This window comes from Mesorhizobium sp. LSJC269B00 (genome assembly GCF_000502815.1).
GTDB lineage: Bacteria > Pseudomonadota > Alphaproteobacteria > Rhizobiales > Rhizobiaceae > Mesorhizobium.
Genome location: NZ_AYVN01000005.1, coordinates 297,631 through 324,090 on the forward strand (window position 1 = coordinate 297,631; position 26,460 = coordinate 324,090).

Annotated in this window: 22 protein-coding genes; 10 read left to right on the forward strand and 12 right to left on the reverse strand. The window is 62.9% G+C overall.

Going from position 1 to position 26,460, the window contains the following annotated elements; all coding sequences use genetic code 11:
• The first annotated feature begins 101 nt into the window (after positions 1-101).
• From X771_RS150350 to X771_RS150335, 4 genes are all read left to right on the forward strand, one after another.
• A complete protein-coding gene (locus X771_RS150350; RefSeq protein ID WP_023688304.1) occupies positions 102-2,114 on the forward strand; it encodes an acetyl/propionyl/methylcrotonyl-CoA carboxylase subunit alpha in 2,013 nt (670 codons plus the stop codon).
• 259 nt (positions 2,115-2,373) lie between these two features.
• Positions 2,374-5,901 (forward strand): DNA polymerase III subunit alpha, encoded by a 3,528-nt coding sequence (gene dnaE / locus X771_RS150345; protein WP_023688305.1) that lies wholly within the window; start codon positions 2,374-2,376, stop codon positions 5,899-5,901.
• Between the two features lie 169 nt (positions 5,902-6,070).
• Positions 6,071-6,469 (forward strand): nuclear transport factor 2 family protein, encoded by a 399-nt coding sequence (locus X771_RS150340; RefSeq protein WP_023667583.1) that lies wholly within the window; start codon positions 6,071-6,073, stop codon positions 6,467-6,469.
• A gap of 153 nt (positions 6,470-6,622) precedes the next feature.
• Positions 6,623-7,426, forward strand: coding sequence for a potassium channel family protein (locus X771_RS150335; protein WP_023688306.1), 804 nt, complete (start codon positions 6,623-6,625; stop codon positions 7,424-7,426).
• 7 nt (positions 7,427-7,433) lie between these two features.
• Here the strand turns inward: X771_RS150335 and X771_RS150330 are convergent, their stop codons facing one another.
• Complete coding sequence (locus X771_RS150330; protein WP_023688307.1) at positions 7,434-8,315, reverse strand: DMT family transporter; 882 nt, start codon at positions 8,313-8,315, stop codon at positions 7,434-7,436.
• 178 nt (positions 8,316-8,493) lie between these two features.
• Here X771_RS150330 and X771_RS150325 point away from each other — a divergent pair, with 178 nt between their 5' ends.
• Positions 8,494-9,000, forward strand: coding sequence for a hypothetical protein (locus X771_RS150325; protein WP_023688308.1), 507 nt, complete (start codon positions 8,494-8,496; stop codon positions 8,998-9,000).
• 6 nt (positions 9,001-9,006) lie between these two features.
• On the opposite strand, the gene X771_RS150320 is transcribed toward X771_RS150325, so the two are convergent.
• The gene (locus X771_RS150320; RefSeq protein WP_023688309.1) at positions 9,007-10,335 is read right to left on the reverse strand and encodes a DNA polymerase IV; all 1,329 of its coding nucleotides are present in this window, start codon (positions 10,333-10,335) and stop codon (positions 9,007-9,009) included.
• A gap of 67 nt (positions 10,336-10,402) precedes the next feature.
• On the opposite strand from X771_RS150320, the gene X771_RS150315 reads away from it, so the two are divergent.
• Positions 10,403-10,978 carry a GNAT family N-acetyltransferase gene (locus tag X771_RS150315; RefSeq protein ID WP_023681576.1) on the forward strand — a complete coding sequence of 192 codons (576 nt, stop codon included), beginning with the start codon at positions 10,403-10,405 and terminating at the stop codon, positions 10,976-10,978.
• Positions 10,979-11,077: 99 nt separating this feature from the next.
• Entirely contained in the window at positions 11,078-12,565 is a 1,488-nt protein-coding gene (locus X771_RS150310; protein WP_023681575.1) for a hypothetical protein, read from the forward strand.
• 24 nt (positions 12,566-12,589) lie between these two features.
• Here X771_RS150310 and X771_RS150305 read toward each other — a convergent pair whose 3' ends face one another.
• Both X771_RS150305 and X771_RS150300 read right to left on the reverse strand, forming a co-directional pair.
• Positions 12,590-13,243 (reverse strand): hypothetical protein, encoded by a 654-nt coding sequence (locus X771_RS150305; protein WP_023681574.1) that lies wholly within the window; start codon positions 13,241-13,243, stop codon positions 12,590-12,592.
• Positions 13,240-13,539 carry a DUF3572 domain-containing protein gene (locus X771_RS150300; protein WP_023688310.1) on the reverse strand — a complete coding sequence of 100 codons (300 nt, stop codon included), beginning with the start codon at positions 13,537-13,539 and terminating at the stop codon, positions 13,240-13,242. Before X771_RS150300 ends, X771_RS150305 begins: the two co-directional genes overlap by 4 nt.
• Before the next feature lie 239 nt (positions 13,540-13,778).
• Here X771_RS150300 and X771_RS150295 point away from each other — a divergent pair, with 239 nt between their 5' ends.
• Together X771_RS150295 and X771_RS150290 are read left to right on the forward strand one after the other, a co-directional pair.
• The gene (locus X771_RS150295; RefSeq protein WP_023667574.1) at positions 13,779-14,150 is read left to right on the forward strand and encodes a response regulator; all 372 of its coding nucleotides are present in this window, start codon (positions 13,779-13,781) and stop codon (positions 14,148-14,150) included.
• Positions 14,151-14,174: 24 nt separating this feature from the next.
• A complete protein-coding gene (locus tag X771_RS150290; protein ID WP_023688311.1) occupies positions 14,175-15,548 on the forward strand; it encodes a PleD family two-component system response regulator in 1,374 nt (457 codons plus the stop codon).
• Positions 15,549-15,957: 409 nt separating this feature from the next.
• On the opposite strand, the gene rpmG is transcribed toward X771_RS150290, so the two are convergent.
• From rpmG to X771_RS150250, 8 genes are all read right to left on the reverse strand, one after another.
• A complete protein-coding gene (gene rpmG / locus X771_RS150285) occupies positions 15,958-16,125 on the reverse strand; it encodes a 50S ribosomal protein L33 (protein ID WP_006201775.1) in 168 nt (55 codons plus the stop codon).
• 323 nt (positions 16,126-16,448) lie between these two features.
• On the reverse strand, positions 16,449-16,904 hold the full coding sequence (locus tag X771_RS150280; protein WP_023688312.1) for a hypothetical protein: 456 nt from the start codon (positions 16,902-16,904) through the stop codon (positions 16,449-16,451).
• A gap of 115 nt (positions 16,905-17,019) precedes the next feature.
• Positions 17,020-18,195, reverse strand: a complete 1,176-nt coding sequence (locus X771_RS150275; protein WP_023688313.1) for an MFS transporter — start codon at positions 18,193-18,195, stop codon at positions 17,020-17,022.
• Positions 18,196-18,274: 79 nt separating this feature from the next.
• Positions 18,275-19,015: an NUDIX hydrolase gene (locus tag X771_RS150270; protein WP_023688314.1), complete on the reverse strand. Its 741-nt coding sequence runs from the start codon at positions 19,013-19,015 to the stop codon at positions 18,275-18,277.
• Between the two features lie 87 nt (positions 19,016-19,102).
• The gene (locus X771_RS150265) at positions 19,103-19,555 is read right to left on the reverse strand and encodes a DUF983 domain-containing protein (RefSeq protein ID WP_031196518.1); all 453 of its coding nucleotides are present in this window, start codon (positions 19,553-19,555) and stop codon (positions 19,103-19,105) included.
• Positions 19,555-21,861 (reverse strand): ribonuclease R, encoded by a 2,307-nt coding sequence (gene rnr, locus X771_RS150260; RefSeq protein WP_023688316.1) that lies wholly within the window; start codon positions 21,859-21,861, stop codon positions 19,555-19,557. The genes X771_RS150265 and rnr overlap by 1 nt, the downstream gene beginning before the upstream one ends.
• 4 nt (positions 21,862-21,865) lie before the next feature.
• On the reverse strand, positions 21,866-24,529 hold the full coding sequence (topA, locus tag X771_RS150255; protein WP_023688317.1) for a type I DNA topoisomerase: 2,664 nt from the start codon (positions 24,527-24,529) through the stop codon (positions 21,866-21,868).
• A 316-nt stretch (positions 24,530-24,845) separates the two neighbouring features.
• On the reverse strand, positions 24,846-25,223 hold the full coding sequence (locus tag X771_RS150250; protein WP_023688318.1) for a hypothetical protein: 378 nt from the start codon (positions 25,221-25,223) through the stop codon (positions 24,846-24,848).
• 218 nt (positions 25,224-25,441) lie between these two features.
• Here X771_RS150250 and X771_RS150245 point away from each other — a divergent pair, with 218 nt between their 5' ends.
• Positions 25,442-26,191 (forward strand): cytochrome c biogenesis CcdA family protein, encoded by a 750-nt coding sequence (locus X771_RS150245; protein ID WP_023688319.1) that lies wholly within the window; start codon positions 25,442-25,444, stop codon positions 26,189-26,191.
• The last annotated feature ends 269 nt before the right edge of the window (positions 26,192-26,460 follow it).

The following is a 26,460-nucleotide window of genomic DNA, read 5'->3' on the forward strand; positions in this document are numbered from 1 at the left end:
CCTGGCGGGCAGGGAGTGTCTTGATGGGTGCGCTGCCGGCGGTGCTTGAGCCCGGCTGCCGAAGCCCATAAGAAGGACGAAAGACCGAGGAAACGCCTTCGATGTTCACGAAAATCCTGATCGCCAATCGCGGCGAGATTGCTTGCCGCGTCATCAAGACGGCGCGCAGGATGGGGATTGCCACCGTAGCGGTCTATTCCGACGCCGATCGCGACGCCGTGCACGTCGAAATGGCCGACGAAGCCGTGCATATCGGGCCATCGCCTGCCGCGCAAAGCTATCTTCTGCCTGAAAAGATCATCGCTGCCTGCAAGGAGACGGGCGCGCAGGCCGTGCATCCCGGCTACGGTTTTCTGTCGGAGCGGGCCGCCTTCTGCGAAGCGCTTGAGGCTGAGGGCATTGTCTTCATCGGTCCGAAACCCAAGGCTATCAAGGCGATGGGCGACAAGATCGAATCGAAGAAGTTCGCCAAGGCCGCTGAGGTGTCGACGGTTCCCGGCTGGCTTGGTGTCATCGAAAATGCCGACCATGCCGAAAAGATCGCCGGCGAGATCGGTTATCCCGTGATGATCAAGGCCTCGGCCGGCGGCGGCGGTAAAGGCATGCGCATTGCCTGGAGCCAGTCGGAAGTGCGCGACGGCTTCGACCGGGCGCGCTCGGAGGCGAAAAGCTCGTTCGGCGACGACCGCGTCTTCATCGAAAAGTTCGTCGTCGATCCGCGTCATATCGAAATCCAGGTGCTGGCCGACGCGCATGGCACCGCCCTCTATCTCGGCGAGCGCGAATGCTCGATCCAGCGCCGGAACCAGAAGGTTGCGGAAGAGGCGCCGTCGCCATTCCTCGATGCCAGGACGCGCAAGGCCATGGGCGAGCAGGCCGTGGCGCTGGCCAAGGCGGTCGACTACCAGAGCGCCGGCACCGTCGAGTTCATCGTCGATGCTGAAAAGAACTTCTATTTCCTTGAAATGAATACACGATTGCAGGTCGAGCATCCGGTGACGGAGCTTGTTACCGGCATCGACCTAGTCGAGCAGATGATCCGTGTCGCCGCCGGCGAGAAGCTGGCGATCGAGCAGAGCGACGTCAAGCTGAACGGCTGGGCGGTGGAAAGCCGGCTCTATGCCGAGGATCCCTATCGCAATTTCCTGCCCTCGATCGGCCGTTTGACGCGCTACCGGCCGCCGGAGGAGGGCACGTTCGGCGACATCGTCATCCGCAACGACACCGGCGTCACCGAAGGTTCCGAGATTTCGATGTTCTATGACCCGATGGTGGCAAAACTCTGCACATGGGCGCCGACACGGCTGGCGGCAATCGACGCCATGTCGGAAGCGCTGGACAGTTTCGTCGTCGACGGCATCGAGCACAACATTCCATTCCTGGCGGCGCTGATGCAGCATCCGCGCTGGCGCGAGGGGCGGATATCGACGGGCTTCATCGCCGAGGAATATCCTGACGGCTTCGCGCCGATCGTGCCCAATGGCGATGAAAAGGCAGTGCTGGCGGCGATCGCCACCGCGGTCGAGCTTCTGCGCCGCGACCGGCTCGACCGGCTGGGCGGGCGGCTGGCGCCGCATTCGGGCGCACTCAAGCGCGATTGGGTGGTGAAGCTCGGCGACGACTATCTCCAGGCTTCGATCATCGAGGGCATGATCTCCATTCCGATGGAAATCGATCTGTCGGTCGATGGCGGCAAAGCGCTGACCGTGGCGTCCGACTGGCGGCCGGGCGACCTCATCTGGCGCGGCACTGTCGGTGCCCGCAAGGTCACGGCGCAGATCAGGCCGGCGCCGAACGGCCTGCGCATTGCCTGGAAAGGCATGTCGGTGACGGCGCGCGCCATGCTGCCGCGCACGGCGGAGCTGGAAAGGCTGATGCCGGAGAAGGTGGCGCCGGACACGTCCAAGATGCTGCTTTGCCCGATGCCGGGCCTGGTCGTGTCGATCGCGGTTGCCGAGGGGCAGGAGGTCAAGGCCGGCGAGACGCTGGCCGTGGTCGAGGCGATGAAGATGGAAAACGTGCTGCGCGCCGACCGCGATCTTGTCGTGTCGAAGCTCAACGCCAAGCCGGGTGACAGCCTGGCTGTCGATGCGGTGATCATGGAGTTCGCCTAGAGATTGTTTGGAAATTCTACTCCGGCGGCCATCTGAAGGTGGTTCTGCGCTTCCCGTGCTCACGGACCAATGGCCGCTGCGCTCCGGTTCTCGAAACCACCATCATATGACTCGCCAGTGCGAATTTCGAACAATCTCTGAGCCGTGCGGCTGGGTACGGAAGCCTGTGGTCGGTGGTCATTTGTGCTGGACTGGCATCGCCCGGTCCGGGACAATACATCTCCATCGACTCAAAGCCCTTCGAGCAATTTGAAACATCATGGCGGATGACAAACTTCCACGCGATCCCCTGAGGCGCGAAGCAGCGCTCGCTGCTGCGCGCCCGGAGGCGCCGGCGCGGCCGTTCATCCATCTGCGCGTGCATTCGGCGTATTCGCTGCTCGAGGGCGCCTTGCAGGTCGCCGCCGTTGTCGGTCATGCAGTCAAGGACGAGTGCCCGGCAATCGCAGTCACCGACACAAACAATCTGTTCGGCGCGCTGGAATTTGCCCAGAAGGCGGTGAAGGAAGGCATCCAGCCGATTATCGGTTGCCAGATCGATCTCGCCTTTTCCGGCGAGACCAGCGACGCGCAGCGCGACCGCCGCCGCCATGGTCCGGAGATGCACGCCGTGGTGCTGCTCGCCGCCACCGAGGCCGGCTACAGCAACCTCGTCAGGCTGGTCAGCCAGGTCTATCTGGAGACGCCGCCGGGCGAGCCCGTGCATCTGACGTCAGCAATGCTGGAAGGCCATAGCGATGGCCTGATCTGCCTCAGCGGCGGGCCGCGCGGCCCGATCGGCCGGGCGCTGAAGGAGGATCGCCGAGATCTTGCCGAGACGCGGCTTCTGGCACTCAAGGCGCTGTTCGGCGACCGGCTCTATGTCGAGCTGGACCGTGTTTCCGGTTATGACCGCGCTATCGAGAAATCATCGGTCGACCTTGCCTATATCCATGATCTGCCGCTGGTCGCCACGAATGAGGCGTTCTTCGCCGCCCGCGACGACTATGACGCGCATGATGCTCTGATCGCCATTGCCGAGGGTTCGGTGGTTGCCGCCGACAACCGTCGCCGGCTGACTTCGGACAATTTCCTGCGCAGCCAGGCGGATATGGCGCGGCTGTTCGCCGACCTGCCGGAAGCGATCGACAACACCGTCGAGATCGCGCTGCGCTGTTCCTATTATCCCAAGACCCGCAATCCGATCCTGCCACGCTTTACCGGCGGCGATGTCGCCGACAATGAGGTGGCGCTGAAAGCGGAGGCCGATGAGCTACGCCGGCAGGCGCATGAGGGGCTCGAGGCGCGGCTGGCTGCGCATGGGCCCACTTCCGGCTACACGGTCGAACAATACCGCGAGCGGCTCGATTTCGAACTCTCCATCATCGAGAAGATGAAGTTTCCCGGCTATTTCCTGATCGTCGCCGACTTCATCAAATGGGCCAAGGCGCAAGGCATTCCGGTCGGGCCGGGCCGTGGTTCGGGCGCCGGATCGCTGGTCGCTTATTCCACGACCATCACCGACATCGATCCGCTGCGCTTCTCGCTGCTGTTCGAGCGCTTCCTCAACCCCGACCGCGTGTCGATGCCCGACTTCGACATCGACTTCTGCCAGGACCGGCGCGAAGAGGTCATCCGCTACGTCCAGCAGAAATATGGCCGCGACCAGGTTGGGCAGATCATCACCTTCGGTACGCTGCAGGCGCGCGCGGTGCTGCGCGACGTCGGCCGCGTGCTGCAAATGCCTTACGGCCAAGTCGACAAGCTCTCCAAAATGGTGCCGCAGAACCCCGCCAATCCGGTCAAGCTGGCGGATGCCATCGCCAACGAGCCGCGCTTTGCCGAGGAGGCCGAGAAGGAGCCAATCGTGCAGACGCTGCTCGATATGGCGCAAAAGCTGGAAGGGCTCTACCGCCACGCTTCGACGCACGCCGCCGGCATCGTCATCGGCGACCGGCCCTTGTCGGAACTGGTGCCGATGTACCGCGATCCGCGCTCCGACATGCCGGTCACCCAGTTCAACATGAAATATGTCGAACAGGCCGGGCTGGTGAAGTTCGACTTCCTCGGCCTGAAGACGCTGACCGTGCTGGAGACGGCAGTGAAGCTGATCCGCCGGCGCGGCATCGAGATCGACCTGGCGACGATCCCGCTCGACGACCCTGAAACCTACGCCATGCTGTCGCGCGGCGAAGTGGTCGGTGTGTTCCAGGTGGAAAGTGCCGGTATGCGCAAGGCGCTGATCGGCATGCGGCCCGACTGTATCGAGGACATCATCGCGCTGGTGGCGCTCTACCGCCCCGGCCCGATGGAGAACATCCCGACCTACAACGCCAGAAAGCATGGCGAAGAGGAGATGGCCTCGATCCATCCCAAAATCGACCATCTGGTGAAGGAGACGCAAGGCGTCATCGTCTACCAGGAACAGGTGATGCAGATCGCGCAGGAGCTGTCGGGGTATTCGCTCGGCGAAGCCGACCTGCTGCGCCGCGCCATGGGCAAGAAGATCCGCGCCGAAATGGACAAGCAGCGCGAGCGCTTCGTCACTGGTGCGGTCGAACGCGGCGTCGGCAAGCCGCAGGCCGACTTCATCTTCGACCTTCTGGCCAAGTTCGCCGACTACGGCTTCAACAAATCGCACGCGGCCGCCTACGCCGTCGTGTCCTACCAGACCGCCTATCTCAAGGCGCATTACCCCGTCGAGTTCCTGGCGGCGTCGATGACGCTCGACATGGGCAATACCGACAAACTCGCCGATTTCCGCCAGGATGCGCTGCGTCTCGGCATCGAGGTGGTGGCGCCGTCGGTGATGACCAGCTTCCGCAATTTCGAGGTCGGCGAGAACCGCATTTACTATTCGCTGGCGGCCCTCAAGGGCGTCGGCGACGCTGCGGTCGAGCACATCGTCGCCATGCGCGGCGAAAAGCCGTTCAAGAATCTCGCCGATTTCTGTGAAAGGGTCGATCCCAAGATCGTCGGCAAGCGCGTCTTCGAAAGCCTGATCATGGCCGGCGCGCTCGACTGCTTCGGCCACGACCGCGCCCAGATGATGGCCGGCGTCGAACGGATGATGGGGCTGGCTTCTCTGGCGCAGCAGAATGCCATTTCGGGCCAGCACGACATTTTCGGCGCGTCGCTCGGCGCGCAACAGCAGGCGCTCAATTTGCCGCAGACCGATCCGTGGCTTGCCGCCGACCGGCTGCACCGCGAATTCCAGGTCGTCGGCTTCTATCTTTCGGCGCATCCGCTCGACGAGTACAAGGCGGCCCTGCAGAAGATGCGCGTGCAAAACTGGGGCGAGTTCTCGGCTGCGGTCAAACGCGGTGCCGCCGCGGGCCGGCTCGCCGGCACCGTCACCACCAAGCAGGAGCGCAAGACCCGAACCGGCAACAAGATGGGCGTCATCGCCTTTTCCGACACATCTGGCCAATATGAAGCCGTGCTGTTTTCGGAAGGGTTGGCGCAGTATCGCGATCTGCTCGAGCCCGGACGTTCGGTGGTGATCACCGTTTCGGCCGAGGATAGGCCCGAAGGGGTCAATCTGCGCATCCAGACGGTGCAGTCGCTGGAGGATGAGGCCAGCCGTATCCAGAAGGCGCTGCGCATCTTCGTGCGCGATGCGGCTCCGATCGGCATGCTGGCCGGCCAACTGGCGGTAAAGGGCGAGGGCCAGGTCAGCTTCGTGCTGATCAAGGAAGCCGGGCAAGGTGAGATCGAGATCGAATTGCCCAATCGCTACCGCATCTCGCCGCAGATCGCGTCGGCCATGCGCGCGGTGCCGGGTGTGGTCGAAGTCGAGCTCGTCTAGGCTGCGCTGATATACACGGCAATCGCATCGACGTCGGCCAGTGCATGACGGCATAAAGATGCTCTGGGCCTGACATTGCAGCCGATAGGGCCAGCGTGCGGGGCGTGGTTGACCTGACCTTCCTTTGAACCACATGCGTTGAGCAGAAACTTCAAAGGAACGCACAATCATGCCCAGCCGCGAACGCGTCGAAGCCTTCCTCAAGGAGGTGGTCGAAGGCAGCCACGTCAAAGCGATCGCCGACTTCTACCATGACGATGCCACCATGCAGGAAAATCTCGGCGTCCCGCGGCGCGGCAAGGAAACACTGATGGCGCATGAGCAGGCAGCACTCGACCGGATCGAGAAGATGCACACCCATCCTGTCCAGACATTCCTGGTCGATGGCGACAATGTCGCCATCCGCTGGACCTTCGACCGTGTCGACAAGGCCGGCACCGTGCGCCGGCTGGAAGAGGTGGCCCTGCAGCGCTGGCGTGGTGACCGGATTGCGGAGGAGCGGTTCGTCTACGACACCGCCTCGGCCTGGCGCCTCGTCGGGCCGGACGGCAAGGTGGTGGAGGGCTGACGATCACCGGGCCCACTAGATCATGATGAGATTCGGTTGCAATCTCATCATGATCTAACCCTTTGTTGGAACGGGATCTTTTCCAAAAACCGGCACCCACTTTTTGGGATCATGCTCTAGACGGCCCCGCCTGGGACCGTTACGCACTTGGTGATGAAAGCAGCCGAGAAGGACGGATCGCAGCAAAGCTCTGCCATCGCGCGGCTGCGTGACAGGCTGCGCAAGCTCTATCACGGACGCACGCCGGCGGCGTTCCGGTTTCAACTGGTGGCGGTCATCATCGACCTCGCCATCATCGCCTTCTTCGTTGCCACGCCGGTGCTCCAGGACAAGCCGTCATTCCTGTGGCTCGACTATACCGTCGCGGCGCTGGTCGCCGCCGACCTGATTGCCCGACTGTTAGCCTCCAACGACATGTTGCGGCTGATGAAACAGCCGACATCCTGGGTCGATGTCTTCATCCTTTTGACGCTGCTGATGCCGACGGCGCTGGCAAATCTGGCGTTCCTGCGCATCCTGCGGCTGTGGTCGCTGTCGCGCAGCGGGTCGCTGTGGCGGCATTTCGAAATGCGTGGCTTGAGGCCCTGGCGCGAGGCGAGCCACGCGGTCATCAACCTGTTGACGTTCCTGTTCGTCATCACCGGCTTCGTCTACACCTTCTTCTTCCGCACCGGCGCCGGCCTCGAAAACTACATTGATGCGCTGTATTTCACCGTTGCCACGGTGACGACGACCGGTTTCGGCGACATCGTGCTGCCGGGGATCGCCGGCAAGCTGACCGCGATCGCCACCATGATCATCGGCATCTCGCTGTTCGTCAGACTGGCGACGGCGATTTTTCGACCCGCCAAGGTGTTCTTTCCCTGTCCGCAGTGCGGACTGCAACGGCATGAGCCGGACGCCGTGCACTGCAAGGCCTGCGGGCATCTTCTCAACATACCGGATGAGGGGAATTGACCGACCGCTACGAGGCCGCGACCTCGGCCGGCTTTGGCGCCTTGCGCTGCAGGTTGAGCAGGTTGCCCATCAGGATCAGCAGGGCGCCGCCGGCTGTAAAGATGTCGATCTGTTCGCTGTAGAGCAGCCAGCCGATCAGCGCCGACAGTGGCACGCGCAGGAAATCCATCGGTGAAATCACCGTAGCGTCGGCATAGGTGAGGGCACGCGCCATGCAGAAATGCGACGACATGCCGGTGAAGGCAATCAGCAGGATCCATGGCCAGAGTTCGAGCGGTGGGTTGCGCCATTCATAAAGCGCCGGGATCAGGCCGACCACCGACTGGATGATCAGCATCCAGAAGATGATGCGCACGACACTGTCCGTGCGGGTCAGCGACTTGACCAACACCACCGATACGCCAAAGCACACGGCCGCGCCGAGAACGACGAGGTGACCCGGATCCATGGAGCCGACGCCGGGGCGAACGATGACCACCACGCCGATCAGGCCAAGCACGACCGCCGCAATTTTTGGGCGGGAGAGCCTTTCGCCAAGAAAGGTCACCGCCAGGATCGCGGTCCAGATCGGCGTGGTGAATTCGATCGATATGAGCACCGCAAGCGGGATCAGCGTCAGCGCATAGAGCCATGCGGCCTGGCCCGTATAGTGGATGACATTGCGAGCGATATGGGCCAACGGGCGCTGCGTGCGCATTGCAGCGAATCCGCCGCTCATCATCACCAGCGGCAACAGGATGAAGAAGCCGATCACCGAGCGCAGTTCCAGCACCTGGAAGACGTTGAGCTCGGCGGTGGTTGCGCGGCCGGCGACTGACATCGCCAGAAACGAGGCGATCGACAGCGCCATCCAGAACGCGGCTTTGGGGATCGATGGGGAAGGTGCCATAGGCGCTATGTCGCAAGCCGGGACTTCTATCGCAACCGTTAGGCGACGCATTCGACTGGGCCAGACCCGTTGCAGCCATGCTGGAAGTGGAACCTGACGCAACGGCAGGCGTTGGTTCCCGGTATTGGCCAATTGCTGGACGCATCGTTTCTTCAACATCAACGGGGGAGAGATTCCGATGAAATCATTCGCGCGGTTTCTGCTAGCCGGCTGCCTGCTAACTGCAAGCGCCACGGCCGATGCCGACGAGGCGAATTTTCTCAGCTCCTTGCAAGGGAATTTCTCCGGCAAGGGGACAGTCAAGGTCACCACCGACGCACCGACGGTGAATGTGTCCTGCACCTTCAATTCCGACGCGACCTCGAGTTCATTGTCGCTTGACGGCAATTGCCGTGGTCTTGTCGTGGTGACGCGCGCCATCAGCGCCAATCTGAAGGCCCGCGGGGCGAAGTATACTGGCGTCTATGTCGGGTCGCGCACCGGGCCGGCACAGCTCGCCGGCAGCCGTTCCGGGAACGCGATCAGTCTCGGCATTCGCTGGGCGGCGGAGGTCAATGGCGATCGCAAGGCGCGGTTGACGGTGGAGAAAACCAGCGGCGACGGAATGCGGTTGACCGTTACCGACGTCGATCCGAAAACCGGCAAGAACGTGGTGACGAGCCGCATCGATCTCAAGCGTATCTAAGCCGTCTCACTCCTCGATCGGCTCCGGCGGGTTGGCGTTGCGGCCTTTACCGAAGGTGTAGCCGGTTTCCACCGCCTTCTTGCCGAACTTGTCGCGCAGCGTATCGATGGCGCTTTCGGCCATGGCGCGCTTGCGCGAGCCGACGTCGACGAGATCGGGCGGATCGGCCTTCTCGTCATCCGAGAGATCGCTGACACCGATGCCGAGCAGCCGGTACTTTGTCCCGTCCGCCTCCTTGCGCAACAGCTCGAGCCCGGTCTGGAAAATGCGGTCGGCCAGCCGGGTCGGGTCGCCGAGCTGGCGGTTGCGGGTACGCAGCTTGAAATCCTGCGTCTTCAGCTTCAGCACCACGGTGCGCCCGGCAATGCCTGACTTCTTCAGCCGCGCCGAGACCTTTTCCGACAATCCCCTCAGCACTGGAACCAGTTCGCCCATTTCAGCTATGTCGGTGTCGAAAGTGGTTTCGGCCGACACACTTTTCGCATCCTGGTCGGGATCGACACGGCGGTCGTCCTGGCCGCGCGAGAGATGGTAGAGCCGGGTGCCCATCACGCCATAGCGGCGCATAAGATCGGCGCGCTCCATGCGCTGCAACTGGGCGATGCTGCGGATGCCGTCGCGTTCGAGCGTTGCGGCAAAAGCCTTGCCGACGCCCCAGATCAACGTCACTGGCTGTTCGGCCAGGAAACCCAGCGCCTCGGCTTCGCCGATCACCGAAAAGCCGCGCGGCTTGCGGAAATCGGAGGCAACCTTGGCCAGGAACTTGCAGTAGGAAAGGCCGGCCGAAACGGTGATGCCGATTTCCTTTTCGACGGTCTGCGCAAAGCGCGCCAGCGCCACCGCCGGCGGCATGCCGTGCAGGCGCTCGGTGCCGGCAAGGTCGAGAAACGCCTCATCGATGGAGAGCGGTTCGACCAGCGGCGTGAGCGCCTGCATCAAGGCGCGGACATCGCGGCCGACGCGGACGTATTTCTCCATATTGGGCGGGATGACGACCGCTTCCGGACAGGCTTCGAGCGCCTTGAACATCGGCATTGCCGAGCGCACCCCCTGGATGCGGGCGATGTAGCAGGCGGTGGAAACGACGCCGCGCTTGCCGCCGCCGATGATCAGCGGCTTGTCCTTCAGCGCCGGATTGTCGCGCTTTTCGATCGCCGCATAGAAGGCGTCGCAATCGATATGCGCCAGATGCAGCTGGTAGAGCTCGGGATGGCGGGTGAGTCGAGGGCTGCCGCAACGCTCACAGCGCCTGGTATCGCTGCGCTGAAAGGTCAGGCAGTCGCGGCAAAAACCGTGCTCGGGATTGTTGACAGGGGCCGCCATCGCTGCGAACATAAAGAGAACAGATGCAATGGTACGTCAGGACGGAAGCCGCCACAAGCGGTTAGCCGGGAGAGAACTCATGAGCACCACCATAGCGCCGCTGGCGCCTGACCTATGGGCGGATTTCGAGGATCTTTTCGGCAAGCAGGGCGCCTGTTACGGCTGCTGGTGCACGCATTTCCGGATGGCGCCGGCGGTCCGACGGGCCAGCGACAAGCAGCGCAACAAGGATCATATCAAGGCGCGTATCGAGGCCGGGCCGCCGCCGGGGCTTTTGGCCTTCGAGGACGGCCAGGCGGTCGGCTGGATGCAGATCGGTCCACGCGCCGACGTGCCCGAATGGAACAATCGGGGCCGGGGCTCGGCGCCGGTCGATCCAACCGACGCCGTAGATCCCGGCGTCTGGGCCATCTCCTGCTTCTTCATCCGCGCCAGCGCGCGCGGCCGGGGCGTCAGCCACCGCCTGGTCGAGGGCGGCATCGCTTTTGCCCGCCAGAACAAGGCGCGGCTGGTCGAGGCGTGTCCGATCGACGTGTCGCGCGATTCGCGTTCGATCGGGCTGTTCGTCGGCTCGTCGCGTGTGTTTGAAAAGGCCGGCTTCGAGCGGCTTGTCGAACGCAAGGCCGGACGGCCGCTGATGCGGCTGGTGTTGTAGTCAATTACCCGTCGGCGTTTGTTGATGTCCTGTGGAAGCTGTAGGTTGGTGTCATAGCAGACGAACGAAGCGTTCCTTTTTGGTCAAATGGAGAATTTTGTGAACCGTGTCTTGCCGCTTGCTTTCCTTCTCGCCCTCAGCGCTCCTGCCTTTGGCCAGGCTGTCGATGCCCAAGGTGCCAAGCAACTTTCCGATGAGCTCTCTCGCTATGTCGGCAAACAGGCGCTCAATGAAGGCATTTTGAAGATCTCAGCCGAGGAGGGTGCCTACAAGATCACCTTCGATGTGAAGGCGCTTGTGGCGAAGATGCCGAAGCAGGATCTGAAGCGGTTCGATTTCCCGCCCGTCACGCTGCGGGTCAAACCGCGCAGCGACGGAGGCTGGGATGTCGCCTCGGATTTCTCTACGACTGGGTCCATCGAGGTAAATGGCCCAAATGGCCTGAACACCGGGCAAATCGTTGTCAAGGATGGCAAGTTCACGGGCGTCTATGACCCGGAACTGGCGGCATTTACCAGCGGCACCAGTTCGATTGCGGGCATGACGATGACGTCGCGCCAAGTCAGTCAATTGACCGATTTGAGCGTGGGGCTGGGCTCTTCCAAAATTGACGCCAGGAAGTCGGCCAACGGCGGCGTCGATCTTAATTTCACACAGGCGATGGCGGACTTCGTCGAAACGGTCAAAATCGATGACCGGTCAATCGCAGCGCTCCGGGCACCGGAGCTCGCTGTGAACGTGACCGCTAAGGCCATTCAGACCAAGCCGCTTCTGGATCTTTTGGCGTTCGCCGTCGCCCATGAGGACGAGGCCCGGCTGAAGGCCGATCAAGCAGAGTTCAAAACGCTTCTGCTCGGTGCGCTGCCGCTATGGGAACGGATCGATGGGACCTACGCATTCAAAAACCTTGCCATTGAAACATATGCCGGCAATTTCGGCGCGGCGCAGCTGAACACCGTTGTCGGCATGGACGGCATCAGCAAGGACGGCAAGATCAGCTACGCATTCAAGGTTTCCGGCCTGACAATACCGCAGCAGATGCTGCCCAGTTGGACCGTTGCGTTGCTGCCGACGGATCTCGACCTGAATTTCGGCGGCGCCAACATCGATCTCGACAGTATGGCCAGGAAAACCATCGACACCCTCGATTTCAGCAAGGATCCACCGCTGCCGCCAGATTTCGGCGACGAGATTTCCGCCAATTTCCTGGCCAAGATACCAAAATTCGTTCTCGGGCACAGCACGGTGAAGAACGGCGACATCGAGGTCGCCATGGAGGGCGAAATGACGTTCCCCGGCAAGAAGCCGGATGCGAGCGTGACCGTCAACGTAACCGGCTACGACAAGATCGTTGAAACCTTGCAGGCGGCGGCTAAATCTGACCCGGAGGCCTCGCAGGCTTTCACAGGGGCGCTTGCGATTAAGGGATTCGCCAAGACGCTGCCGGACGGCCGTATCGAATGGGTGATCAACGCCAGGCATGATGGGTCGGTGACGGTCAACGGCGCGATGCTGAAGGGGCCTGATCCGGTCGGGGAAGACAACGCCGATCCGGATGCGATCCCTGGGACAGCAACGAAGCCTTGAGCACTGACCTCGGGGGCGGCTAACTCAGAGTCCCAGCGCGCTAGCAATCTTTGGCGCGGCCTCGTGCCAGTCCTCGACGGAGATGATGTCGTCCGGCACCGGCGGCAGGAAGGCGCGCAGCGAATTGTCGGCCATCAGGTGGAAGAGATGGGCGTCGGCAACCGAGTTGCGTGCCGAGATGAGGTTGGCGGGCTGGTCGTCGACAAAGGCTACCGGCCGGCCTCTGCTACCACGCAATTTGGCCACCGCTGGTCCCTTGGCCATTTCGGTGGTCAATAGCGGATAGGGCAGACCGAGCGCATCGAGATGGGCGCGGCGGGCGGCGCGATGCCGGTGCGGCATGGCGGTCAAAAGGACGATCTCGACGCGGTCGCTGAGGCTGGCAAGCGCTTGTTCGGCACCGTCGGTAACGCTCTGCCAGTCGGCCTGCGTATCGAAGAAATCTCCGAGAAGTGCCGTCACCTCCGGCTGTTCGATCAGCCGGCCGCTCGCCGTTTCGGCAATGTTGCCGGTGAGGCGGAAGGAGGCCAGCGTCAGGCCGAAGCCGCGCGATTTCAGGAAATGCGGAAACGGCCGGATGAATTCGAGCACAACATCGTCGACATCGAGGATCAGCAGAGGCCGGTCGTCGGCTGCAAGTTCGGCGATCTGGCGTGCCGTCTCGGGATCGTCGCTCATATCGAATGCTCATGGTCGTCGCCGCCAAGAGGCAGCGCGCGCAACGCCTTGCCGACTGAGGCCGGCGGAGTGTCGGTTTCCTCAGCAAAGCGCAGCAAGGTCGGCTCGTGGGCGAGGATGAACTGCAGCACGCCGGCAAGGAATCCCGGTTCGGCCGCGGCGCGGCGGATGGCGGACGCCTCGATGCCGGTGATGGCCAGGAAGCGCGGCAGGAGTTCGGGGTCGGCGGCGACGAAGCCCAGTGCCTTCACGGCAATGGTTTCCGCTTCCTCGCGCATTGACGCTGCGTTTGCCATCACTACTTTCTCGTTGCGGAAATGAGTCTCTTTTCCGCAGTAATCGCAAGCGTCGCCTGCGGCAAGCCACAGCCCCGATCCAATGTGGTTTTCGAGGTGGAATCCGAATGGCTTTTGCCGCTTCGGGTTTGCATTTCGTCAATCATATTGCCTTAAGAGTGAGCGAGGGTTTGGTGTGCTTCGACAAAGGCGCATAGCGGCAGGGCTTCGGGCAGAAGCCTGGCCGGGACGGGAAATCGATGCCTAAGAAGGTCATGATCGTCGAGGACAACGAGCTCAATATGAAGCTCTTTCGCGACCTCATCGAAGCCAGCGGTTATGAAACGGTGCGCACGCGCAACGGGCTCGAGGCGCTCGATCTGGCGCGCCAGCACAGGCCCGACCTGATCCTGATGGACATCCAGCTGCCCGAAGTGTCGGGGCTGGAAGTGACGAAATGGCTGAAGGAGGACGACGACCTCCATTCCATTCCGGTCATCGCCGTCACCGCCTTCGCCATGAAGGGCGACGAGGAACGCATTCGCCAGGGCGGTTGCGAGGCCTACATCTCCAAGCCGATCTCGGTGCCGCGTTTCATCGAGACCATCAAATCCTATCTCGGTGATGCCTGATGCCTTCAGCCGGAGCCTTGTGACATGACCGCGCGGATCCTCGTCGTCGACGACATCCCTGCCAATGTCAAACTTCTCGAGGTTCGGCTGCTGGCCGAATATTTCGAGGTGTTGACGGCCTCCAACGGGCCGGACGCGATCGAGGCCTGCGAAAACGGCAAGGTCGATGTCGTGCTGCTCGACGTGATGATGCCCGGCATGGACGGGTTCGAGGTCTGCAAGCGGCTGAAAAGCGATCCGGCGACCGCGCATATACCGGTGGTCATGGTGACCGCGCTGGGCCATGTTGCCGACCGGGTGCGCGGCCTCGAGGCAGGCGCCGACGACTTTCTCACCAAGCCGGTCAACGATCTGCAACTGATGACGCGGGTGAAGAGCCTGGTCAGGCTGAAGTCGCTGACCGACGAGCTGCGGCTGCGCGCATCGACCACCCGCAACATCGGCATCGAGGCGCTGTTGAGCCGCAGCTTCGCGTCGGAGGACGCCACGCCGAAGGTGCTGTTGATCGACGAGCGCAAATCGTCGGTTGAGCGCATCCAGAACATGCTGCGCGGCAGCGCCGAGCTCGACATTGCCACCGATCCGCATGCCGGCTTCTTCCAGGCCGCCGAGGCGCCCTATGAGTGCGTGCTGATCTCGACCGGTTTTACCGATTTCGATCCGCTGCGGTTGTGTTCGCAATTGCGTTCGCTCGACCGCACCCGCTTCCTGCCGATCATCCTGATTGCCGACGAAGGCGAGGAGGGCCGCATCATCAGAGGCCTCGAACTCGGCATCAACGACTATCTGATGCGGCCGATCGACCAGCAGGAGCTGACGGCGCGGCTGCGCACGCAGGTGCGCCGCAAGCGCTACAATGACCAGCTGCGCGCCAGCGTCACCCAGACCATAGAGATGGCGGTGACCGACGCATTGACCGGGCTGCACAACCGCCGCTACCTCGACAGCCATTTGCAGACGCTGTTCGACCGCGCCGTGGCGCGGCGGCGGCCTCTGTCTGTGATGATCACCGATCTGGACCGCTTCAAGACCGTCAATGACTCGCATGGCCATGATGGCGGCGACGATGTGTTGCGCGAGTTCGCAAGGCGGCTGCGCAAGAACGTCAGGGGCATCGACCTTGCCTGCCGCTTCGGCGGCGAGGAATTCGTCGTTGTGATGCCGGACACGGACGGCGCGGTGGCGGAGAAGGTTGCCGAGCGCATTCGCGCCGAAATCGCCCAGCTGCCCTTTGCCATCGGCCCTGAAGGCAAGGCGATCGAAGTCACGGTCAGCGTCGGCGTGTCATCGGTTCTGAAGGGCGCGGACACGGTCGCGGCGTTGATGAAACGTGCCGACGTGGCGCTCTACGAAGCCAAAAGTGGCGGCCGCAACCGGGTCGTCGCCAAGGCAGCGTAGGCTAGGCCACCGATTATGCAGTCAATCGGACAGGGTTAGGAATTTACCTTAATCCAAGCGATTCGGCAGGCTTGGTTAAGAAACTATTGATTTTCAAACATTGTTGCGCAAATGTGCGGTGCAAGAACAAGGGCGATGCGGGCACGAGGGTAGACAGCCGCATCGCTTCGCCGAATACCCCATGATGCTCAGGTCCGCCGCATCTCCTGGGTCCGTGGGGTCGGCCGGCCGGCGCTGGCACATAGTGGCCTCCTCGTACCGCTGCCATACGCCGACCGGCCCCCTTTTTTGCCAAAAAATGAGATGAGCACTTCGCGCCAAACAGCGGAGGGTTCTGGCTTTTCGGGGCCTTGAATCAAAAACGCCGCCCGAAGGGGCGGCGCTTTTGACAGAGCGTATGAAAACCAGATTACTTGATCTTGGTTTCCTTGAACTCGACATGCTTCTTGGCGACCGGGTCGTATTTGCGGAACGACAGCTTGTCGGTCTTGGTACGGCTGTTCTTGCTGGTCACGTAGAAGAAACCGGTGTCGGCGGTCGACAGAAGCTTGATCTTGATGTTTGCGGCTTTGGCCATTGTATCAGTCCGTTATGTTCGTGGGGTTTTGGCCGCTGGAGCGGGGGAAAACACCCGGACGCGGGAAACTTGGCGCGACACATAAAGAACGTGCCCGGAAAGTCAAGCCCAACGCCTTGCCTGTGTCGTAAGCACATGAGTTGTCCGGATTAGGTAGCACATGGTTGTCCGGTTTTATCACCGGCTCGATGGAGGCTGAGGCTCAGGGCGTTCGAATCTTGAAAAGCCAAGCAATTGGCTTTTCGTCCGCTACGAGGCCGCTTCTCACCCCACAAGGAGAGAAGGTAAGGTCGCTGTTGCTCGCCCTCAGCGGGGCCGGATTTCTAGGCTTCTTCCTTAACTGGAAGCGCTTTCTTCCAGTCCCCGGTCGTGTTCCACCAGCGATTCGGATTGGCGCGGTCGTCCAGGCCCTTGGAGCGGCTGGCGAGGATTGGCTGGATGCGGATCACCGGCTCCTGGTAGGAATGCGCCTGGAAAATTGCCTCGACGACGCGGGCGGCGAGCACCTGGTCGTCGGGCAACTCGAACGAGACCTCGACGGTGCCGGGGCGGCGGCGCAGTTCGGTTTCGACCCCGGCGGCTGCACCTTCCAGCGGTCGGTAGCGTTCGATGCCGTGCGCCGTTTGATAGGCGTTGCGGTCGTATTTGCCCATTGCCAGCGGCGCGATCGCGACCACGGCGTCCATGATGCGGTCGACATCGGCTGCCGGGGCCTGGAAGCTGACAAGCAGCAGAAGCGTCATGCGCAGAGATGTGGTTTCAAAGCCGCTGTCGATCATCGCCGTATCCTCAAACTCGGGTTTTTTGGGACACCCTTTTAGCTGAGGTCTCCTGACACGGTTCTGTCAGCAGGGGCGACATCCGGTCAGGATTGCGCAGGCTGCGGCGGACAGGCTACCAGATCTTGCGGATCAGCCTGGCGCTGACCAAGGCGATATAGGCGGCAAAGAACAGGCCGAGCGACCAGCCGAAGCCGGAGGGCCCGAAGGCATCCATGCCGATGCCGATCGCCTGCGGGCCAAGCACCATGCCGACGCCGTAGCAGAGCACGAAGGCGGCGTTGGCCGAGGCCAGTTCATGGCCGGAGAGCTGCGAGCCCAGATGGGCAAGGCCGATCGTGTACATGGCGGCCACCACGCCGCCCCAGACGAACAGAAGCGCCGCCATCAGGTGCCAATTGCCGGCGAAGAACGGCATGAAGATGGTGCCGGCAAGTCCGACCGTGGCGCAGGCCAAAAGCAGATAGCGGCGGTCTGAGACGCGGTCGCTGATCATACCGATAGGGATCTGCAACAGCACGTTGCCGAGGCCGATCATGGTGAGCAGGAGGGCTGCATCCGCCTCGGAATAGCCGATGCGGTTGCCATAGACGGGGAACAGCGCAAAGCCGCCGGTCTCGACAGCGCCGAACACCAGCACGGCGGCGGTAGCTGTCGGCACCAGCCAGATATAGCGCAGGAAGTTGCTGGTTTCGCCGTCAACCACGATTGTGGGACTTTCATTCCGTGCGGCCAGCACCGGGATTGCGGCCAGCGCGACCAGGACGATGATGACGCCGAACGGCAAGAAGCCGGTGCTGCCGATATGGGCGAAGATCCATGGCCCGGCGGCGAAGCCGAGCGACAGCACGGTGGCGTAGATGCCGAGCACCAGGCCGCGCCGTCGCGGCGGCGCCGAGGTGCTGATCCAGAATTCCGACAGGATGAACAGCACCGTCAGCGCGATGTGCAGCACGATGCGTAGTGGGAACCACATCCAGAAGTCCGGCGCGAAGTGGAAGCCGACAAAGGCGAGCGCGCCGGCGGCGATCATGGCGATCATCGTCCAGGCGACGCCGAAGCGCATCGCCAGCGGCGTGGCCAGCGGGGCGCCGGCGATCGAGGCGAGGCCGGCGACCGCGGTGTTGAGGCCGATCATCGATGCCGAGTGGCCGCGGCTCTCGAGAATAACGCTGAGCAGCGGCATGCCGAGGCCTATGGCGATGCCGACGACGCTGATCGACGAGATCGCGGCGATCATCGGTAGCCAATGTACGCGCTCGTCGCCCTCTTGCTGGGTATCGACCGTCATGTGATGCCTGAATACTCTGTCTGTTTGATATTGCGTAATTCCGGACGGAAAACCGCGTCACACTTTTCCTGGAATTGCTCTAAAGAATTTCGCGAACGAAGCGGTTGCGGACAAGCCGGTAGAACGGCACGGACCCACCGGGTCGCAGGCGCGGATCGCCGGCAAGCCGCGTCTCCAGCTCCTGCAAGATCGTTCGGGTGATGTCGGGGATATCGGCCTCTCTGGCCTTGGCGAGCGGCAGCCAGACCAGTTCTTCCAGCTCATTGGTCGGGCCGCCACCCGGCAGTTCCACGGCGACATCGCTGCGCCAGGCGCTGAAGAAGCGGGTGTCGAAACGACGCACGCGATTGGGCGGGGTGATGGCGCGGGCAATGAAGCGCAGCGGCGCCAGCGAAGGCTGGACGCCGTGCTCGACAAAGCCCTGCCAGTCGCGTTTGTCGGTTGCGAACGAGCCTTTGTGGCCGATGAGCAGGCCGGCTTCCTCATAAGTCTCGCGGATGGCCGAGAGCGCGATGGCACGGGCCCGCGACGGGCTGATGCGGCCGACGCCGGCGGTCAGCCTGGCTTCTTCCTCCGGAAGCAATGGGGTGGCAACGGCAATGCGGCTGTCGGCCGAATCGGTGCGGCCGCCGGGAAAGACGAACTTGCCGGGCATGAAGGCGTGGCCTGCATGGCGCCGGCCCATCAGCACCAGAATCTCGTCGCCCTCGCGGTCGAGCAGGATCAGGGTGGCGGCATCGCGCGGGCGTATGGGCAGGCCGCTGTGGGCGGCTGCGCCACGGTCCATCCTGCTGACTTCCGCCTTGGTCATACCTTCCATGCGCAGGACCTAGCGGAAACTTCTGGCAAACGAAAGTGGCCTTTCACGGTCGGCATGTTGCGCCAGGCGACATTGCCCTGACGCAAACTAGGTTCCGGGATGCGGCTCGGTGCCGTCTTTTTCGCCGCCGAAGCCGTGCATATAGAGCGCCCATTGCAGTCCGATGACGGCGCCCTTGACCGGTTGCAGCAGAGCGACCGACAGCACGATGGTCAACGGCACCCAAATGGCGATGTGCTGCCACATGGAGAGCGTCGACGTCGCCTCGACGCCCATGAAGGCGCCGAGAACGATGTGGCCGACGATGACGATGACGAGATAAGCGGGCAGGTCGTCGGCGCGGTGGTGGTGGAACTCCTCACCGCACGCGGCGCATTTGTCGACGCTTTTGGTGAAGCCGGCGAATAACCTGCCTTCGCCGCAATACGGGCAGCGGCCAAGGGCGCCGCGCTTCATCGCCGTCCACAGCGGGCGGGCGACTCGGCCCGAATGATGTTCGCCGCCGAAAACCTGCTTCTGGATTCCCATTTCGCTTGCCATTATCGTCTCCTGCCGCGCGACCCCGGGCGCGATTGCGACGCGCGGGCGCGGCCTTTTGCCTTGTGAAACGACCGTTTGGAGCCGGGCAGGGGCTTCGGGTCGGTCAGCATCTCGAAACGCATCGCGCCGGCCATAGGCGCCACCTCGATCAGGCGAACCTCGACGCGGTCGGCAAGCTGATAGCCCTTGCCGGTGCGTTCTCCGAACAGCGATCGCGCGGTTTCGTCATATATATAGTAATCGCCATCCAGACTTGACACCGGGATGAAGCCATCTGCGCCAAACTGCGGCAATTGGACAAATAGTCCCGATTTGGTGACGCCCGAAATGCGGGCGTCGAAGCGGTCGTCGATGCGCTCGGCGAGGTAGGCAGCGATCAGCCGGTCGACGGTGTCGCGCTCGGCCGCCATGGCGCGGCGCTCGGTGCCGGAGATCAGCACCGCGACGTCTTCCAGCCGCGTCTCTTCGTCCTGCGTCAGCCCGCCAGGGCCGAGCCCAAGTGCGGCAATCAGCCCGCGATGCACGATCAGATCGGCATAGCGGCGGATCGGCGAGGTGAAATGCGCGTAGCGCTTCAGGTTGAGGCCGAAATGGCCGATGTTCTTGGGCGAATATTCGGCCTGACTCTGCGAGCGCAGCACCACTTCGTTGACCAGCCCCTCATTGTCGGCGCCACGCACGCGCTCGAGAATGCCGTTGAACTGGGCGGGCCGCATCTGCGCGCCACGCGCCAGCGACAGGCCGAGCGTCTGCAGGAACTCGCGCAGCGATTCCTGCTTGGCCAGCGACGGCGCATCGTGGACCCGGTAGACCAGCGCCTGCTTCTTCGCTTCCAGCGTTTCGGCGGCGGCGACATTGGCCTGGATCATGAATTCTTCGATCAGCTTGTGGGCGTCGAGCCGCTCCGGGACGATGACGCGGTCGACGGTGCCGTCCGGCTTGAGCAGGATCTTGCGCTCCGGCAGATCAAGCTCGAGCGGCTGGCGGCCATCGCGGCCGCGCTTCAGGATGGCGTAGGCGTCCCACAGCGGCTTCAGCACCGTATCGAGGATCGGGCCGGTCTTGTCGTCAGGAAGGCCGTCTATCGCGGCCTGGGCCTGCGGATAGGCGAGCTTTGCCGCCGATTTCATCATGACGCGGTGGAAGGTGTGACGCAGCTTGCGGCCATCGGCGGCAAAAATCATGCGCACGGCAAGCGCGGGACGGTCCTGGCCTTCGCGCAGCGAGCACAGGTCGTTGGAGATGCGCTCTGGCAGCATCGGCACGACGCGGTCGGGGAAATAGACAGAATTGCCGCGTTTCAGCGCCTCGCGATCGAGTGCGGTGCCATAGCGGACATAGGCTGCAACATCGGCGATCGCCACCGTGGCGATCACGCCGCCGGGGTTCTTCTCGTCGAGGTCGGGCGTGGCGAAGACGGCGTCGTCATGGTCCTTGGCGTCGGCCGGGTCGATGGTCACCAGCGGCAGGTCGCGCCAGTCCTCGCGGTGAGCAAGCGTCGCCGGTTTTACCGCCTCGGATTCGGCGATGACGTCGGCCGGGAAGATATGCGGAATGTCGTGCGCGTGGATGGCGATCATCGAGACCGCCTTTTCGCTGGTCAGCGAGCCCAGCACCGCCACCACTTTTGCGCGCGGCAAACCATACCGGGAGGCCCGCGCCGGCTCGACCTCGACAAGGTCGCCGTTCCTGGCGCCGTTCTGGAATTCCTTGTCGACGATCAGTTCGGGCTGGCGACGTTCGACCGGCTCGATTCGGAAGGTGCCGTCCCTCAGGATACGGAAGACGCCCAGCACGGCATCGGTGCGCTTCTCGAAAATCTTCATCACGCGGCCGGTGTAGGCAGGCCCGGTCGCATCGTCGGTCGGGAAGGTCTTGGCCAGCACACGGTCGCCGATGCCCGGCTGCGGGCCATTGCCGCCGCGGGAGACGCGGATCGAGATGACCGGCGGTTCGCCGGTGCCGACGGCCTCCGCCGGATGCGCCAGCAGGATGCCGTCGCCATCGCGGCCAAAAATGTCGAGTACGGCGACATGCGACAAGGCGCCGACACGGGCCAGCCGTTTGCGCTCCTTGGTCAGGATGCCTTCGTCCTGCAGGTCGCGCAGGATGTCCTTCAGCCAAATGCGGTCGTCGCCGCGCAAGGCAAACGCCTTTGCGATGTCGCGTTTTCCCGCGCGGTCGGGGTTCTCGGCGATGTAGCGCAGGATTTCGTCACGCGACGGCCTGTAGTCGTCCTTGACCTTGGCCCTCGTGTCGGCGGTGCGCGGATCGCCGTGGCTTCTACCGGTGATCCTGCGCGCCACTCTGCTATCCCTTTTTCTTCGCCGCCGGCTTCTTGGTCGCCGACTTCTTGGCTGTGGTTTTCTTGCCAGTGGTTGTTTTGGCAGTGGTTTTCTTGGCTGTGGGGGCCTTGGCGGCTGCCGCCTTGCGGAACGGCTTCTTGCCGCCGCCCTTGGCTTCCTTCTCGGCAATCAGCGCCACCGCATCCTCGACGGTCACCGACTGCGGATCCTTGCCCTTGGGCAGTGTCGCGTTGACCTTGCCGTAGTTGACATAGGGCCCGTATTTGCCATCGCGCACGACGATCTTGCCGCCGCCATCGGGATGGTCGCCGAGTTCCTTCAGCGCCGCCGCGGTGCCGCCATTGCGGCCGCCCTTGCCCTTCAGCTGCTTCTCGGCGATCACGGTGACAGCGCGGTTGAGGCCGATCGAGAACACATCCTCTATGCTGTCGACATTGGCATAGGTGCCATCATGCAAAACGAATGGACCATAGCGGCCAAGCCCGGCGGAGATCATCTTGCCGGATTCAGGATGCTTGCCGATATCGCGCGGCAGCGACAGCAGCGCCAAGGCCTTTTCATGGTCGATCGAGTCGGGCGTCCAGCCCTTGGGCAGGCTGGAGCGCTTGGCTTCCTTGCCGTCGCCGCGCTGGATATAAGGACCGAAGCGGCCTGAGCGCAGCGTGATTTCCTCTGCCGTGTAGGGATCGTTGCCGAGGACCTTGGTGCCGTCCTCGCCGCCGCCATTCTCGCCATTCGGGTTGGCGGCGTCGCCGAGCTGGCGGGTAAAGGAACATTCCGGATAGTTGGAGCAGCCGACGAAGGCGCCGAACTTGCCGAGTTTCAGCGACAGATTGCCGGAGCCGCATTTCGGGCAGATGCGGGGATTCGAGCCATCCTCCCGCGCGGGGAACACCAGCGGCGCCAGTTCCTCGTTCAGCGCATCGAGCACGTCGGTGACGCGCAGTTCCTTGATGTCGGCGACCGCGCCGGAAAAGTCTTTCCAGAAGTCGCGCAGCACGTCCTTCCAGGCGAGCTTGCCGTCGGAAATCTCGTCAAGCTTTTCCTCGAGTGAGGCCGTGAAGTCATATTCGACATAACGCTCGAAGAAGCTTTCGAGGAAAGCCGACAGCAGCCGGCCCTTGGCCTGCGGCACCAGCCGGCGCTTGTCGATGCTGACGTAGTCACGGTCTTCCAACGTCTTCAGGATCGCGGTGTAGGTCGACGGACGGCCGATGCCGAGCTCTTCCAGCTTCTTGATCAGCGACGCCTCGGAATAGCGCGGCGGCGGCTCGGTGGTGTGCTGGGTGGCATTGATCGCCTGACGGGCCAGCTGCTCGCCGGCACGGATCTCGGGCAGGCGACGGTTTTCCTCGTCTTCGGCGTCCTCGTCCTTCTGGTCGGTGTAGGCGGCGATGAAGCCGTCGAAGCGAACGACCGAACCGACGGCGCGAAGCTCCGCCGTGCGGGCGCCATTGACCGCCTCGATTTCGACCGTGGTGCGCTCGATCTCGGCCGACTGCATCTGGCTGGCGATGGCGCGCTTCCAGATCAATTCGTAAAGCCGCAGCTGGTCGGAATCGAGATACTGCCTGACCGAAGCCGGCGTGCGCATGAAATCGGTCGGGCGGACCGCCTCGTGCGCTTCCTGGGCATTCTTAGCCTTGGCTGTGTACTGGCGCGGCTTTTCCGGGAGGTATTTTGGGCCGAATTCCTTGGCGATGGTGTCGCGGGCGGCGTCGATCGCCTCCGGCGCCATCTGCACGCCGTCGGTTCGCATATAGGTGATCAGGCCGGTGGTCTCGCCGCCGATCTCCATGCCTTCATAGAGGCGCTGCGCCACTTGCATGGTGCGCGTCGCCGAAAAGCCGAGGCCCGACGATGCCGCCTGCTGCAGCGTCGAAGTGGTGAAGGGCGGGCCAGGATTGCGCCGCGTCGGCTTGGCTTCCACCGACAGAGCCTTGAAGGTCGCGCCTTCGAGCATGCCCTTGATATCGTCGGCCTGCGCCTTGCTGGCGATGTCGAGCTTCTGCAGCTTCTTGCGCTCGAACGCGGTCAGCCGCGCCTCGAAGCTGTCGTTACGTGGCGTGCCGAGGAGGGCAGCGATCTGCCAGTATTCCTCGCGGATGAAGCGCTCGATCTCGGATTCGCGGTCGCAGACCAGGCGCAGCGCCACCGACTGGACGCGGCCGGCCGAACGGGCGCCCGGCAATTTGCGCCACAGCACCGGCGACAGCGTGAAGCCGACGAGATAATCGAGTGCGCGGCGAGCCAGATAGGCATCGACCAATGGTGCATCGATCTGGCGCGGATTGGCCATTGCTTCCAGCACCGACGACCTGGTTATGGCATTGAAGACGACGCGGCTGACCGGCTTGTCCTTCAACACGCGCTTCTGCTTGAGCACCTCCAGCACGTGCCAGGAAATGGCTTCGCCCTCGCGATCCGGATCCGTGGCGAGGATCAGGCCATCGGCATCCTTGACCGCGTTGGCGATGTCGGTGAGACGCTTTCCGGACGCGGTGTCGACCGCCCAGGACATGGCGAAATCCTCGTCGGGACGCACCGAACCATCCTTGGCCGGCAGATCGCGGACATGGCCGAACGAGGCCAGAACCTTGAAGTTCTTGCCGAGATACTTGTTGATTGTCTTTGCCTTGGCCGGCGATTCGACGACGACGACGTCCATGAGGTCTCATATCAGCTGTGGGGCGGCAGAAGAATTCCGCTGCGTGACGCATTCAATTGGTCGCTCACATGGCCGCGCTTTTGCGATCGGTCAAGGGCAAGCGGCCAAAATGCGGAGGCGTGTGCCGCAATACACTCTTAGAGTGTATGGAGAAGATCACAAAATTTTTGTCTGGGAGGGTTCGTGTTTCGAGCCACCGGGAAAGGCGCCGCGACCGCGTCGCGCTGCCCGTAAATGCCGAACTGGCCGCCGGGTCGCTTGGAGCCGGCGGCCAGCCGAGTCCCGCCGATGGCGCGCGGGATAGAGGTTCGGACGATCAGTCGGCCTTGACGATGTGCCAGACCTCGCCGACGCCGTCGCCGGTGACATCACCGGCCTTCTTGTCCTTGATGAAGGTGTAGACCGGCTTGCCGTCATAGGCCCACATCTTGGTGCCGTCGGTGCGTTCGACGATGGTCCATTCGTCGTCCGCCTTGGCGCCATCCTCGGCCTTCAGCGGCGGCCAGTTGGTGGCGCATTTGTCATAGCAGTTGGTCTTGCCCTTCTCGTCCTTGTCATAGGTATAGAGCGTCATGCCGTTGGCATCGGTGTAGATCTTGGTGCCAGCGACTTCCGCTTCCTTCCACGCTTCGGCGGCGAAGGATGCGGCGGTGCTGAGCAGAAGGGCGGCCAGGCCGACGGTGATCGTTTTCATGGAAATCTCCCTGGTGATCCGACGAAGCGCGCAGAAATCGCGGCTTCGCTCTGTGAACGTTCGGCGAGGGACATTTCTTCCCCGGCTTGGTCAACTTGGGATTGGCCGACAACAATTCGTCCGGCCGGATCGTATCTGTAGCCAAATTCCACACGATGGTGATTGGCGAACACGATTTTGCGTCGCTATATCGGCGCCAAGGAATCTGGAGTTCTGGAATGCCATTGGACATCGGCTATGTCAGCGCGGTCGGAGCGGGGGCGATCTCGTTCCTGTCGCCTTGCGTGCTGCCGCTGGTGCCGCCCTATCTCTGCTACATGGCCGGCGTGTCGGTCGACGACTTTCGCGGTGGCGGTGCCGGCGTCGCGGCCAAGGCCGGCGCCCGCGGCGCGCTCATCTATTCCTCGCTCGCCTTCGTACTCGGTTTCTCCACGGTATTCGTGGCGCTCGGCGCCGGCGCCTCGACCATCGGCCATTGGCTGCGCGTGTGGCAGGAGCCGCTGGCGATGGCTGCCGGGGTGCTGATCATCCTGATGGGGCTGAATTTCCTCGGCATCCTGCGCATACCACTTTTGTCGCGCGAGGCGCGCTTCCAGTCGCAGGGCAAGCCCGCCAGCATGGTCGCCGCCTATGTCATGGGGCTGGCCTTCGCCTTTGGCTGGACGCCGTGCATCGGCCCGGTGCTGGGGCCGATCCTGACCTTGGCCGGCGGCCGCGAGACGGTGGGCGAGGGGGCGCTGCTGCTCGCCGCCTATTCGCTTGGCCTCGGCATTCCGTTCCTGATCGCTGCCCTGTTCTCCGGCGCCTTCATGCGCTTCCTCGGCAGGTTCCGCGTCCATCTCGGTCGCGTCGAAAAGGCGATCGGCGCGCTGCTGGTCGTCGCCGGGGTGTTCTTTCTCACCGGCGGCGTGCAGACGGTGTCCTACTGGCTGCTGGAGAATTTTCCGGTGCTGGGCCGGCTGGGGTAGGTGCTGGGCTTGACCCTAGGAATATCCGCTTCTGTGCACTTCAAATCGCCGTCCGATCTTCTCCGGAATGACTACCTCCTGGCCATCCGAGTCGATCCACGCACCATTTACAACTAAGCATTCTCCCATTGGGGCGGACGATCCATGTCCGTCCCACCCTGGGATGTTAAGATCGTGTTTGGGTGCGGTAGAGACCAACTCGTATCGCCATATCCTTGCCGATGTTGCGTCGATGGAGTTGTCGATTGACCAATTTTTATGCGCAATCG